We start from the raw sequence: 12,983 nt of genomic DNA, 5'->3' as shown, positions 1-12,983 counted from the left end.
CACCGGCATACGACGCACACCTGTTCGGGTTAGCCGCCGCGCCTGCACTCGGTTAGCGTGGGTGCGTGGTCTCCAGCTATCTCGCCCCGAAGGGCACCCCCGTCACCCTGCTCGAGTTCGAGCACGCAGGGGCGACGCTCATCGCGGAGTCCTTCGGCGAAGGCCCCCGCACTTTCCTGCTGCTGCACGGCATCGGCATGGGTCGCAGCGTCTACCTCGACGTGGTGCAGCGCCTGCGCGGCCGGGTCATCGCGCTCGATCTGCCGGGTTTCGGCGAAGCTCCCGAGCCCACCCGCACCTTCACTATGGAGCGCCACGCCGACCTCGTCGCCGCCTACCTGCGGCACGTCGGCGAAGGCCCCGTCGTCGTGATCGGCCATTCGATGGGCAGCCAGATCGCCGCGGAGCTCGCCGCGCGGCATCCCTCGCTCGTCGAAGGCGTCGTGCTCGCCGGCCCCACCGTCAACAAGGCCGCGCGCAACGTCGCGGCACAGGCGAGCTACCTCCTCACCGACCTGATCGGCGAGCGGCCGCTCGTGATCTGGCGTGGCGCCCGGGAGTACCTCCGGGGCGGTCCGCATCTCATCCGCAAGATCCGCGCGACCATCGTGCACCAGCCCGAGAAGGCGTTCGCGCGCATCGAGCAGCCCGTGTTGGTGCTGCGCGGGGAAGACGACCCGCTCGCGCCGATGAACTGGTGCCAGGAGATCATCGACGAGATCCCCGGTGCCGATCTGCAGGTCATCCCCGACCATGGGCACGGCACGCTGATCAGCGACTCCGAGCCGGCGGCCCGCCTGATCCAGGAGTTCGCCGACAACCTCTGACGCACGGGGCACTCCACCGGCGCGGCGCGCCTGCCTCAGCGCAGCGGCGGGGGTGTGGTCGGAAGAAGCATCGCGTCGCGGCGCGATCTCGTCAGCAGCAGGACGAACGCCCCCAGAGCGCCGAAGAGCACGGCGAAGATGATGCCGAACGCGATCAGGAACCCGGTGACGAAGTTCTGCTGCATGATGCTTCCGGCCACCGCGACCGCCACACCGATCACCGCGAGGCCGGCCACGCACCAGCCGACGATCATCGACGTGAGATACCCGCGGGGCCCGGCGTGCCCTGGTCGTGGGCCGAACTTCGTGCCCACGTACCAGGTCCACCGAGAACCGGTCCACCAGCGGCTGGCCTGCCCCGTCACCGGGTACCACCCGGCACCCGGCCCGTCGACCTCGCCGGGCAACGGCTGCACGGACGCGTCGACGATCGGCGCCGACTGCGGGCCGGGGAGTCTGCGCACAGCGCGTGTGTGTGCGGCGCCGAGGATCCAGATCACGGCCACCGACATCAGGATCACGGGAAGCGCGAAGTTGCCCGGGCTCTGCGAGATCACCGCCGCAGTCAGCTGCAGCATGGCGAGCACGAGGAACACGATGCCGAGGACCAGTCCCATCAGCGGCGGCTCGACCGCCAGAGGATCGGGCCGCGGCTTGCCCTTGCGCACGCGGTACGGCGTCCACATCACACCGTCCCACCAGCGCACGTCCGTGGTTCCCGGCACCTGATACCAGCCCATCGACAGGGTGGTCGGCGGCGCCGCCCGCTCATGTTCGGTCCACTGCACGCCATCCCACCACCGCTGCCGGCCAGGCGTGCCCGCGTCGTACCATCCCTGTGGTGCTGACATCGATCTGCTTCCTTCTCAGCCGGCGCCGGGCGGAGTCTGCTTCGAGTCGGCGAGCTCGTCGACGACCAGACTGCGCTCATCGGTCGTGCCGTTGCGATAGGCCTGCCGGCCGACGATGTGGGCCGACAGCGGCGCTGTGGCGAACTGCATGAGCACGATCGGGGCGACGAGCGCGAGCCCGATGAGGATCCCGCCGACGGTGCGCTGCGACAGGGCGATCGCGAGGCAGATGAGGATCAGGCCGAGCACCTGGGGCTTCGTCGCGGCGTGCAGTCGCGACGGCACGTCGCGGAAACGCAGCAGCCCGACGGCGGCAGACAGGCACAGAACCGCGCCGAGCAGGATCAGCACGAGGATGGCGACGTCGATGACGGCGTCGGGAATGGCGAGACCGAACACGTTCATGGGGTCGTGTTGTCCCTTCTGGCCACGAAACGGGCGACCGAGATCGAACCGAAGACGCCCACCGCGGCGATGATCAGCAACACCGGGATGTTGCGGGTGTGGCCGTTGATCGCCATCTCGGCGCCGAGCACGCACATGACCTCGGTGAGCAGCACATCGGAGGCGACGGCTCGGTCGAGGATCGAGGGTCCGCGAACGATGCGGATGATGGTCAGGATGGCGGCCACCCCGAAGACGACCATGATCGCCAGCATCAGCACGTTCATCGGGCACCTCCCCCGGTCAGACCGCCGGCACCGCCGGCGCGTGCCGCACGTTCGTCGGCCCTGAGGGCACGGTACTGGTCGGGGGCGCCCAGCGCACGCACGACCCGTCGCTCCCACCGCAGCACGTTCGCCCGCTGCGCCTCGACGTCAGCAAGGCTCCGCACTCCGATGACGTGCAGATACAGGATCTGGCGATCGCGGTCCGCCTCGACGATCAGCGATCCGGGGATCAGCGACGAGACCACCGAGACGTGAGTCATGATGAGGTCGTCGGCATACTTCAACGGCACCGCGATGATCGCCGCGCCGGGCTGACGGCGGAAGTCGAACACCTGCGCCGCCACCGAGACCGCTCCACGCAGGATCGCGAACAGGAACTGCACCACGAACAGGGCCGCGAACCAGACGTTGATGCGCCCGGAGAGCTCGACGGTCGGCAGCCGGAAGACGCGCGTGACGAACACCGCGACGACGAGACCCGAGATGAAGGCCAGCACTGTGAACTGGCTCCACAGCAGCATCCAGAGCACGACGAGCCACGCCAGGAACGGCAGCTGCACGCGGATGTCCCGCCAGAAGTGACGGCCGGTCTCGGTGGGGCTCATCCTTCGACCTCGTCTTCCAGCTGCACGAGGGTGACCGGGTCGAGCAGAGCCGCACCGATGCGATCGCACAGTGCGTAGAGCGGACCGGCGAACACGGTGAGCACGAGGGTGACCCCCACCATGCCGGCGGTGGCGATGGTCATGATGCGAGGGATGCGGCGACGCTCCTGCTGCTCGTCGGCGGCCGGCGCGTTGCCGAGGTACGAGATGCGGCCCTCGGTCTCGGTCGAGTCGTCCTCCTCGCGCCAGAACGCGAGGTTCCACGCGCGCATCAGCGCATAGAGGGTGAGCAGCGAGGTGACGATCCCGCCGAAGATCAGCACGATCATCAGGGGGGTGCCCACGGATGCCGCGGCCTCGAACAGCGCGAACTTTCCGATGAACCCGGAGAACGGCGGGAGTCCACCCAGGTTGATCGCGGGGATGAAGTAGAGCACGGCGATCACCGGCGCGACTTTGAGCAGGCCCTTCACCCGGAGGATCGAGGTGCTTCCTGCCCTGCGCTCGATGAGACCGACGGCGAGGAACAGGGTCGTCTGCACGATGATGTGGTGGACGATGTAGTACACCGTCGCGCCGATCGCCGCCGGGGTCGCAATCGCGAGACCGAAGATCATGTAGCCGACGTGGCTCACGAGCGTGAACGACAGGATCCGTTTGAGCTCGGCCTGCGCCACGGCGCCGAGCACTCCGACGATCATGGTCGCCAGCGCGATGATCAGCAGCACGGTGTCGATGCTGTTCTCGGCGAAGAGCTGCGTCTCGGTGCGGATCAGCGCGTAGACGCCGACCTTCGTCAGCAGGCCGGCGAACACGGCGGTGACGGGCGCAGGGGCGGTCGGATACGAGTCGGGCAGCCAGAACGACACCGGGAAGATGGCGGCCTTGATGCCGAATGCGATCACGAGCATGAGGTGCAGCACGAGCTGCGTCTCCTGCGGGAGCTCGGTCATGCGCTCGGCGATCTGCGCCATGTTCACGGTGCCGAGCGCGCCGTAGATCATCGCGATCGAGGCGAGGAACAGGATCGACGAGACAAGCGAGACGACGATGTAGACGGCACCGGTGCGGATGCGCGACTCGGTGCTGCCCAGCGTTATCAGCACATACGACGCCACGAGCAGGATCTCGAATCCGACGTACAGGTTGAACAGGTCGCCCGCGATGAAGGCGTTGAAGATTCCCGCGGCGAGGATCAGGTACGACGGGTTGAAGATCGAGATCGGCGTCTCGTCGGTGCCGTCGGCCGCGCCCTGACCGATCGAGAAGAGCAGAACCGCGAGCAGCACGATGCTCGAGATGAGCACGAGGAGAGCGGCGAGCCTGTCGACGTAGAGCACGATGCCGAACGGCACGGGCCATCCGCCGACCGAGACGGCGATCGGGGCTCCGGCATCGACGACGACGAGCAGCACCGCCGCGATCACCGAGACGATCGCGAGGGTCGTGACGGTGACGAAGGCCTGCAGCCGCGGCTTGCGGCCGAAGATCAGGGTGAGGGCCGCGCCGAGCAGCGGCAGGGTGACGAGCAGTGGGACGAGGGCGCTCATGGGCGGTCCTCCCCGTCTTGCGTGTGCTCGGGCGCGTTGTCATCGGATGCCGTGTCGGCCGCCGTGTCTCGTGCGGCGCTCTCATCAGAATCGGGTGGGGCGGACTCGCCTTCGAGGACGGCTGAACCGGCGACCGCATCCGCATCCGCATCTGCAGCTGCATCCGCATCCGCATCCGCAGCGCGCGGCGCGGTGGGCCGGTCGGTCGGGGCGTCGTCGTGGATCGAGGGGTGGTCGCGCATGTGCAGCACCGTGATCGGCGAGGTCTGCACTCCGACGAAGTCGGTGGTCGCCTCGTCGTCGGCGGTGTCGGCCTCGTCGTCCATGAGGTCTTCGTCGGCGTCGGTGCGCTCGCGAAGAGCGATGTCGGCCTCGTCGTCCTCGACGGTGTCGGCCTGGCCCAGCTGCCATGAGCGGTAGATGAGCGCGAGCAGGAAGGCCGAGACGGCGAAGGTGATGACGATGGCCGTCAGGGTGAGCGCCTGCGGCAGCGGATCGCTGACCTCGCCCTCAGCGCCGTAGAAGGGGGCGCTACCCGGCACGCCCATCACGATGAGCAGCAAGAGGTTCGTGGCGTTTCCGAGCAGCAGGAAGCCGATCAGCACGCGGGTGAGGCTGCGCTCGAGCATCGCGTAGACGCCGCAGGCGAACAGCACGGCCATGATGACGATCAGGGTGAGGGAGACATCCATCAGAGGGTCACCCCCCGCTCGCGGAACTCCTGCGCCTGGCGGTCGACCTCGGCACCGAGGCTGCGCAGCACGTCGAGCACGAGGCCGATCACGACGAGGTAGACGCCGACGTCGAAGATGGTCGAGGTGACGAACTCCATGTGGCCGATGCCGGGGATCTCCCACTCCCAGAACGTGCTGGTGAGCGGTGCCATCCCGAAGAACAGCGGCACGACGGCCGTGCCGACCGCGAGGATCAGACCGGCGCCGAGCAGTCGGCCGGCGTCGGTGGGCGCGGCCGCGCCGAGCTCCCAGCGTCCACCGGCGACATAGCGCATGACGAGCGCCATGCCCGCGACGAGTCCGCCCGCGAAGCCGCCGCCCGGAAGGTTGTGGCCCGAGAAGAGCAGGAAGATCGACACGACGATGATCGTGTGGAAGAGGATGCGGACGATCACCTCGAGCAGGATCGACCTGTTCTCTGGCTTCATCTTCGGGCCGCCGACGAGCCAGGCGCGGGGGCTGCTCTCGTTCTCGTCGGTCTGGAAGCGCACGCCCTCGGTCGTCTCGACGAGGGGGCGGCTGAGCGTCCTTCGGCGTCGCGCCTTGGGCAGGGTCTTGGTCGCCGACAGCATGTCGGCCCGGTGCGTGACGAACACCAGCGATGCGACGCCGGTGGCGGCCAGCACGAGCACCGAGAGCTCGCCCATCGTGTCCCAGCCGCGGAGGTCGACGAGCGCCACGTTCACGACGTTCTTGCCGTGGCCGATCTCGTATGCGAGCTTCGGGAAGGCCGCGGAGATGGGGTCGGCGACGCGCGACTGCGTCGCCACGATCGCGACCAGCGCCATCGTGAGCCCGACTCCGACACCCAGCAGCGCTCGGGGGATGCGGCCGACGGAGGCGTTGTGCTCGCCCATCCGCGCAGGCAGACGTCGCAGCACGAGTGCGAAGGTCACCATCGTCACGGTCTCGACGAGGATCTGAGTGAGCGCCAGGTCGGGGGCGCCGCTGGTCGCGAACAGCACGACCATGCCGAGGCCCGTGATCGAGACGAGCACGACCCCGGTGTACCTCTTCTGCGCCCGCACGGCCATGACGCCGGCGGCGGCCATCATGGGCGCGACGACGAGCTGCGTGGGAGTGTGCCAGGCCGAGAGCTGGAAGCGGTCGATGTCGCTGGCCACGAGGGCCGTGATCTCGGCGGCGACGAAGACCACGAAGATCGTGCCGACGTAGACCGGAAGCGAGCCTCGCTGCGTGAGCGTCGTGCTCAGCACCGAGAGCCGGTCGACGCCGCGCATGACCAGGTAGTAGACGTCTGCCGCGGTGAAGCGGATCAGCCGCGCCTTGCGATCCCACCCTGTGCGCAGCGTCAGAAGGAAGACCGCAGCGCCGAGCAGGATCGACAGGATCGAGATGCCGAGAGCAGGCTCGAGACCGTGCCAGAGCGCGAGGTGCCCTGGTCCCTCGGCGGGGACGCCCTCTGCATCGAGGCCGGGCGTGGCGGTGAGTGCGTATCCCTGAAGCGCGACGTCGAGAGCCGGTGCGCCGATGCCGGCCGCGAGCGTGAGGCCGGCGAGGATGATCGGTGCCGAGAGGAATCCGACGGGCGGGTCGGGCCACGCGGTGTCCGGCAGTCGATCGCCTGCCGCGTCACGCTTGGTCCAGAAGGCACCCCAGAGGAAGCGGATGCCATATGCCGCAGTGAGAATGGATCCGATGCTGACGCCGATGATGGCGACGAGTCCCCACGGCGATCCGTGCAGCGCGTCATCGAGGAGGGCTGTGAGGGTGGACTCCTTCGCGACGAATCCGAGGGTCGGCGCAATGCCTGCCATCGACGCGATGGAGATGAATGCCGCGGTCGCCATGACCGGGGCCTGCCGCCCCACGCCGCTCAGCTCGGTGATGTCACGCGTCGACAGCTGCCGGTCGATCACTCCGACGATCAGGAACAGTGCCGACTTGAACAGCGCGTGCGCGATCACGAGTGCGAGACCGGCCAGGGCGCTCGCCTGCGTGCCGTAGCCGATCACGATCGAGAAGAACCCGAGCTGACTGACGGTGCCGAAGGCGAGGATGCGCTTGAGGTCGGTCTCCCTCAGGGCCTGGATGCCGCCGAGCAGCATCGTCACGATTCCCAGCGAGATGATGATCGGCCGCCAGGGTCCGGTGAACGCGAAGATCGGGGCGAAGCGCGCGATCAGGTAGATGCCCGCCTTCACCATCGCCGCAGCATGCAGGTAGGCGCTCACGGGAGTGGGTGCGGCCATCGCACCGGGGAGCCAGAAGTGGAACGGGAAGATCGCGGACTTGCTGATGGCTCCGACGAGCAGCATCACCACGGCGGCATCGACGATCGCCCCTGTGGGCGCGATCTCGAGGATCTCGCGGATGCTCGAGGTGCCGGCATCGACGACCAGCAGCACGACTCCGACGAACATCACGAGTCCGCCGAGAGTGGTGACCAGGAGCGCTTGCAGGGCAGCTCGCCGGCTGGCCGCGCGGCGTCGGTAGTGGCCGATGAGGAGGTACGAGAGGATGCTCGTGACCTCCCAGAACATGACGAGCATGACCAGGTCGTCGGTGAGGACGAGGCCGTACATCGCGCCGGCGAACCCGAGCAGCACTCCGGCGAACTGGCCGATTCCCGCGGAGTCATCGTGGAAGTACCAGCGGCAGTACAGCAGCACGAGCGCGCCGACACCGGTGACGATGAGGGTCAGCACCCAGCCGAGCACATCCATGTTCATGGACAGGTTCAGCCCGAGCTGCGGAATCCATGCGACCGAGACGAAGGGCGTCGGTCCGTCGAGCACCTGGGGGGTGAGGACGAGGGCGTGGATGAATGCCGCGGCGGGAATGACAGCCGCGATGGCGAATGCCTGAGACCCCAGCCAGCGCACCAGAACGGGCATCAGGATCGACCCGAGGAGGAACACGGCGAGGAGCGTCAGCATATACGCGGCTCCTCAAAGCTCGTCGGCCGGGGGGTGCGGCGCAGGCGGGCGGGCGGGTGTCGGTACCGAGTTTACCTTGATATTTCGCTCTTCAGGGTCGATCATGTCGGCATCGAATCGCCCAAATGGCCGGTTTTGCCCGGGATTTCGGGCACTTTGCGCGATTCGGATCGGCGAATCAGATCATTCGGATGCGTTCTCCGCCTGCCGAGCGATCGCGGGGCCGAGGCGCTCGTATGAGTTCGCGATGTGGGTGCGCATCGCCTCGGCCGCGGCCGCGGGATCGCGTCGGCGAAGCGCCGCGAGGATGCTCTCGTGCTCGCTGAGGGTGTCGTCCTCGAAGTCGTGGCGGAAGTTCAGGCGGTACAGGTGCATGTGCGACCGGAGCCGCAGGATGGCCTCGGCGAGCAGCGGACTGTGCGCGTTCTCGGCGATCAGATGGTGAAAGCGCAGATCCTCGTCGATGAACTGCCGGTAGTTGCGGAAGCGCTCGTCCTCATCGGGAGCCGACGCTGCCCGCATCTGCACCACCGACTCGGCGAGCTCGGACTCCGCGTCATCGTCGAGGTTCGCGGATGCCCGACGCGCCGCCTCTGGCTCGAGCAGCTCGCGCATGTCGTACAGGTCGCGGAGCCCTGCGGCATCGAGCAGCGGAGCCGCGACGTACCCCTTGAGTGCGCGCTTCGCGACGAGCCCCTCGGCCTCGAGGCGCGTGAGCGCCTCGCGCACGGGAGTGGGCGACACATCGAGATCGCGAGCGACCGCGTCGATGTTCACGCGCGCACCGGGCTCGATCACGCGGTCCATGAGAAGGCCGAGCACCGCGTCGTACACATCGTCGACGAGGGCACGTCGCGCCGGGAGCGGCCGCGGTCCGCGTGCTTCGTCGTCGCCGAACATGAGTCTCATCGTACGGGGTGCCTTTCTCGGCTGATCAGCCCGTGTTCTCGAAGCTCGTCCCACACCTCGGCGACGACCGGGCGCGCGACGAGTCGGCTGTTCCTCGCGACCTGCTCGGCGCTCGCGCCGCCCATCACCACCGCCGCCACAGCGGGGTGGGTCAGCGGGTACTGCGCGGCGAGCTCGGGAAGCGAGCTGCCGTGCCGCCGGGCGATGCTCGCGATCGCCCGGGCTCGCTCGACGACCGAGCGCTCGGCGGGCCCGTAGTCGAAGAGCGCGTCCTGCCCGGGCGCATCCGTCGCGAGTATCCCCGAGTTGAAGACCGCCGCGGCGAGCACCGTCACGTCGCGCTCGTCGGCGAGCGGAAGCAGGTCGTCGACGGCCGACTGGTCGAGGAGGGTCCAGCGACCGGCGACCATCATCACGTCGGCGTCGGTCTCGCGCACGAACCGCGCGAGCATCGCACTCTGATTCATCCCCGCCCCGAACGAGGTGATGACGCCCTGATCGCGCAGCTCGCTGAGCGCGGGGAACGCACCGTCGAGGGCTTCGCGCTCGTGCTGGTCGGGGTCATGCACGAGCACGATGTCGATGCGCTCGAGCCTCAGCCGCGAGAGCGACTGCTCGATCGAACGCAGCACCCCGTCTCGCGAGTAGTCCTGCACACGGCGATGGTCGGCGGGGACGTCGAACAGGTTGTCGAGGTCTGTTCGGCCGGCGGCATCCTGCGGCACCAGCAGGCGCCCCACCTTGGTCGAGACGATGTACTCGTCGCGCGGCAGCTGCCGCAGGCTCTCGCCGAGCCGTCGCTCCGCGAGACCGAGCCCGTAGTGCGGTGCCACGTCGAAGTACCGGATGCCGCCCGCCCACGCCGCGGGAACGATCTCCGGCCACTCGTCGTCGCCCAGCGCCTGATAGAGGTTGCCGAGCGCCGCGGCGCCGTATCCGACCGGCGGCGCTGCGAGCCCGCCCCGGCCGATCGCCACGCGATCAGGCACCACATGCCCCGCCCCGGCTGGCGCAGGAGCACTCATGCGACGATCAGCCCCGACAGCGCGTCGTGGTCCCACGCGATCCCGATGCCTGCCTCGTTCGGCGCCCACGCCCGCCCGTTCTCGATGCGCAGCTCGCCGGTGGTCACGGCACGCAGCTGCGGGATGTGCTCGAGGTACAGCGCGTTGGGGATGGCGCACACGAGCGACACGTGCAGCTCCATGAGGAAGTGCGGTGCGACGGGCGCGTTGAACGACTCGGCGAGGTGCGCGATCTTGAGCCACGGAGTGATGCCGCCGACCCGCGCCACATCGGCCTGGACGATCGACGCGCCCCCGCGCTGCAGGTGCTCGCGGAAGTGCCCGAGGGAGTACATGCTCTCGCCGACCGCGATGGGCACCGACGTCGAGCGGGCGAGCTGCCGATGACCCTCGACGTTCTCGGCCGGCAGGGGCTCCTCGAACCAGAAGACGTCGACCTCTTCGAACAGACGAGCCCGCCTGATCGCCTCCGCCACCGAGAACGACTGGTTCGCATCGACCATGATGTCCATGCCGGGTCCAACCGCCTCCCGCACTGCGCGCAGCCGCTCCAGGTCCTGGTGGCCCCTCGGCATCCCGACTTTGATCTTGACCCCGCGCATGCCTCGTTCCTGCGCGTCGACGGCGTGCGCGACGAGCTCGTCGGTGCCGAAGTGCATCCATCCCCCCTCGGTGTCGTACACCGGGACGGACGGCGAGGCGCCGCCCGCGGCGACCCACAGCGGCAGCCCGGCTCGCCGCGTCTTCGCATCCCACACCGCGGTGTCGACCGCGGCGAGCGCGAGCGCGGTGATCGGGCCCACGGTGGTCGCGCGGGTGATGCCGAACAGCGCCAGCCAGACGGCCTCCGGTCGCTCGGCTTCAAGGCCGATCAACGCCGGCAGCAGGGTCTCTCGCAGCAGGCTGAGCACGGCTCCGCCGCCGGTGCCGATCGTGTAGCTGTAGCCGATGCCCTCGGTGCCGTCGGCGGTGCGCAGTCTGACGAGGATCGTCTCCTGCTTCACGAACGTCTGCAGAGCATCCGTCCGCTCCGTCTCGACCGGAAGGTCGCACAGCTGCGCCGCTGCGTGAACGATGCGGCTCCCTGCCGTCGCATCCGCCGTGACCTCGAGGAGGCTGCGTCCTGTGTCGTGTGTCGTGTGCATCAGCGTCCTCCGAGTCCGCCCAGGGTGACCCCCTTGATGAGCTGCCGTTGCAGCAGCAGCACCAGGATCAGCGAGGGGATGACGGCCAGCGTCGACGCCGCCATGAGCAGAGCCCACTGCGTGCCGAACTGACCGGTGAACATGCCGAGCCCGAGGGGCACGGTGGCCATGTCCTGCGTGTTGATGATGATCAGCGGCCACAGATACGAGTTCCAGTAGCCGATGAACGAGAAGACCGCGAGCACGCTCAGCGGCGCGACCAGCTGCGGCAGCAGCACCGACCAGAGGGTGCGCAGGCGGGAGGCGCCGTCGATCAGCGCTGCCTCCTCGTACTCCATCGGGATGGTGAGGAAGAACTGCCGCATCAGGAAGGTGCCGAACGCCGTGAAGGCGAACGGGATGATGAGCGCGGCGAAGCTGTCGTTCCATCCCCAGCTGTTGATCATGATGAACAGGGGCACGACCAGCACCTCCTGAGGCAGCACGAGCGTGAGCACGAACAGCAGGAAGAGCTTGTCGCGGTACTTGAAGCGCAGCCGCGAGAACGCGTAGGCCGAGAGCACGGCGACGATCACCGAGAGCAGGGCGCCGAGGATCGCGACGATCAGGCCGTTGAGGATGAACCGGCCGAACGGCACGACCGTCCAGGCCTCGACGAAGTTCGCCCAGCGGATCTCCGAGCCGAAGATCTGCGGGGTCGCGGTGAACACCTCGTTCTCGGGCTTGAGAGCCGTGAGGAACATCCAGATGAAGGGGAACGCGAAGATCAGCGCCACCACGGCGATGGCTGCGGTGTTCAGCCACTCCTTGAGGGAAGCGCGACGCTGGCTCGCGCGGCGGGGCAGGCTCACGACGTCACTCATAGTTCACCCACCTGCGCTGGCCCACGAACTGCAGGGCGGTGATGAGCATCACGACCAGGAAGAGGATCCACGCGAGGGCGGATGCATAGCCGAGCCGATCGAAGACGAACCCGTTGCGATACAGGTAGAGCACGAACGTGTTGGTGCTCTCGCCCGGGCCGCCCTGCGTGAGGAACAGCGGCTGCACGAACACCTGGAATGCGCCGATCATCGTCATGGTCGAGCAGAAGAACAGAGACGGCGACAGCAGCGGCAGGATGATGAACCGCAGGCGCTGCCAGGCAGAGGTCCCGTCGATGCGGGAGGCTTCGAGCAGTTCCTTCGGGATCGCGCTGAGGCCGGCCGACAGGACGATGACGTTGTAGCCGAACGACTGCCACACGGACATCGCGATCACCGAGGGCAGCGCCCAGGCCGAGTCGGACAGCCAGTTGGGTCCGTCGATGCCGACGGTCGCGAGCATCGAGTTGACGAGACCGTCCTGCGAGAGCAGCAGGCGCCAGACGAGCGCGTTGGCCACCATCGGGGTGATCACGGGAAGGAAGAAGATGACCCGCCAGGCGCCCGCGGCCTTCATGCGCGTGTTCAGCCACAACGAGATGGTGAGGGCGACGAACAGGTTCAGCGCCGTGTAGACGACCGCGAAGATGAGCGTGTTGCCGAGCACGGTGTAGAACGTCGGGTCCCGGAACAGCTTCACGTAGTTCTCGAACCCGATGAAGTCGGGGCTGCCGAACAGCTTCCAGTCGAACAGGCTGATGAAGGCGGATCCGAACAGCGGAGTGAGGATGAAGAGGACGAACCCGATCAACCCCGGCGCGAGGAAGGCCACAGCCACCCAGCCGTCGCCGCGTCGGTGTCGCAGACGTGGAGCCCGCGGGGGGGGGGGGGGGGGGGGGGGGG

At 68.1% G+C, this 12,983-nt stretch carries 12 protein-coding genes and 1 pseudogene; 1 reads left to right on the top strand and 12 read right to left on the bottom strand.

The features are described 5' to 3' along the window. The first annotated feature begins 65 nt into the window (after window positions 1-65). Window positions 66-827: an alpha/beta hydrolase gene (locus RQG82_RS17820; protein ID WP_311260134.1), complete on the top strand. Its 762-nt coding sequence runs from the start codon at window positions 66-68 to the stop codon at window positions 825-827. A gap of 35 nt (window positions 828-862) precedes the next feature. On the opposite strand, the gene RQG82_RS17815 is transcribed toward RQG82_RS17820, so the two are convergent. The 12 genes and pseudogenes from RQG82_RS17815 to RQG82_RS17760 form a co-directional block, all read right to left on the bottom strand. Next, window positions 863-1,678 carry a DUF2510 domain-containing protein gene (locus tag RQG82_RS17815; RefSeq protein WP_311260133.1) on the bottom strand — a complete coding sequence of 272 codons (816 nt, stop codon included), beginning with the start codon at window positions 1,676-1,678 and terminating at the stop codon, window positions 863-865. Window positions 1,679-1,693: 15 nt separating this feature from the next. Next, window positions 1,694-2,083, bottom strand: a complete 390-nt coding sequence (mnhG, locus tag RQG82_RS17810; RefSeq protein WP_311260132.1) for a monovalent cation/H(+) antiporter subunit G — start codon at window positions 2,081-2,083, stop codon at window positions 1,694-1,696. After that, window positions 2,080-2,349 carry a monovalent cation/H+ antiporter complex subunit F gene (locus tag RQG82_RS17805; RefSeq protein ID WP_042540345.1) on the bottom strand — a complete coding sequence of 90 codons (270 nt, stop codon included), beginning with the start codon at window positions 2,347-2,349 and terminating at the stop codon, window positions 2,080-2,082. Before RQG82_RS17805 ends, mnhG begins: the two co-directional genes overlap by 4 nt. Next, complete coding sequence (locus RQG82_RS17800) at window positions 2,346-2,954, bottom strand: Na+/H+ antiporter subunit E (protein ID WP_311260131.1); 609 nt, start codon at window positions 2,952-2,954, stop codon at window positions 2,346-2,348. The genes RQG82_RS17805 and RQG82_RS17800 overlap by 4 nt, the downstream gene beginning before the upstream one ends. After that, complete coding sequence (locus RQG82_RS17795; protein ID WP_311260130.1) at window positions 2,951-4,504, bottom strand: Na+/H+ antiporter subunit D; 1,554 nt, start codon at window positions 4,502-4,504, stop codon at window positions 2,951-2,953. The genes RQG82_RS17800 and RQG82_RS17795 overlap by 4 nt, the downstream gene beginning before the upstream one ends. A 191-nt stretch (window positions 4,505-4,695) precedes the next feature. Continuing rightward, window positions 4,696-5,196 (bottom strand): annotated as a pseudogene (locus RQG82_RS17790) (Na(+)/H(+) antiporter subunit C); the annotation flags it as partial. Beyond that, window positions 5,196-8,138, bottom strand: a complete 2,943-nt coding sequence (locus RQG82_RS17785; RefSeq protein WP_311260129.1) for a Na+/H+ antiporter subunit A — start codon at window positions 8,136-8,138, stop codon at window positions 5,196-5,198. The pseudogene RQG82_RS17790 and the gene RQG82_RS17785, both read right to left, overlap by 1 nt. 183 nt (window positions 8,139-8,321) lie before the next feature. Then, window positions 8,322-9,038, bottom strand: coding sequence for a GntR family transcriptional regulator (locus tag RQG82_RS17780; protein WP_311260128.1), 717 nt, complete (start codon window positions 9,036-9,038; stop codon window positions 8,322-8,324). Window positions 9,039-9,043: 5 nt separating this feature from the next. Beyond that, a complete protein-coding gene (locus RQG82_RS17775; protein WP_311260127.1) occupies window positions 9,044-10,072 on the bottom strand; it encodes an aldo/keto reductase in 1,029 nt (342 codons plus the stop codon). After that, complete coding sequence (locus RQG82_RS17770; protein WP_311260126.1) at window positions 10,069-11,217, bottom strand: mandelate racemase/muconate lactonizing enzyme family protein; 1,149 nt, start codon at window positions 11,215-11,217, stop codon at window positions 10,069-10,071. Before RQG82_RS17770 ends, RQG82_RS17775 begins: the two co-directional genes overlap by 4 nt. After that, on the bottom strand, window positions 11,217-12,080 hold the full coding sequence (locus tag RQG82_RS17765; protein WP_311260125.1) for a carbohydrate ABC transporter permease: 864 nt from the start codon (window positions 12,078-12,080) through the stop codon (window positions 11,217-11,219). The genes RQG82_RS17770 and RQG82_RS17765 overlap by 1 nt, the downstream gene beginning before the upstream one ends. Then, window positions 12,073-12,918 carry a sugar ABC transporter permease gene (locus RQG82_RS17760; protein WP_311260124.1) on the bottom strand — a complete coding sequence of 282 codons (846 nt, stop codon included), beginning with the start codon at window positions 12,916-12,918 and terminating at the stop codon, window positions 12,073-12,075. Before RQG82_RS17760 ends, RQG82_RS17765 begins: the two co-directional genes overlap by 8 nt. Window positions 12,919-12,983: the final 65 nt, after the last annotated feature.

The organism is Microbacterium sp. WCS2018Hpa-9 (assembly GCF_031843745.1).
Classification (GTDB): Bacteria; Actinomycetota; Actinomycetes; order Actinomycetales; family Microbacteriaceae; genus Microbacterium.
The sequence above is the reverse complement of the archived record's forward strand: the minus strand, read 5'-3'. Positions and strand labels throughout refer to the sequence as shown.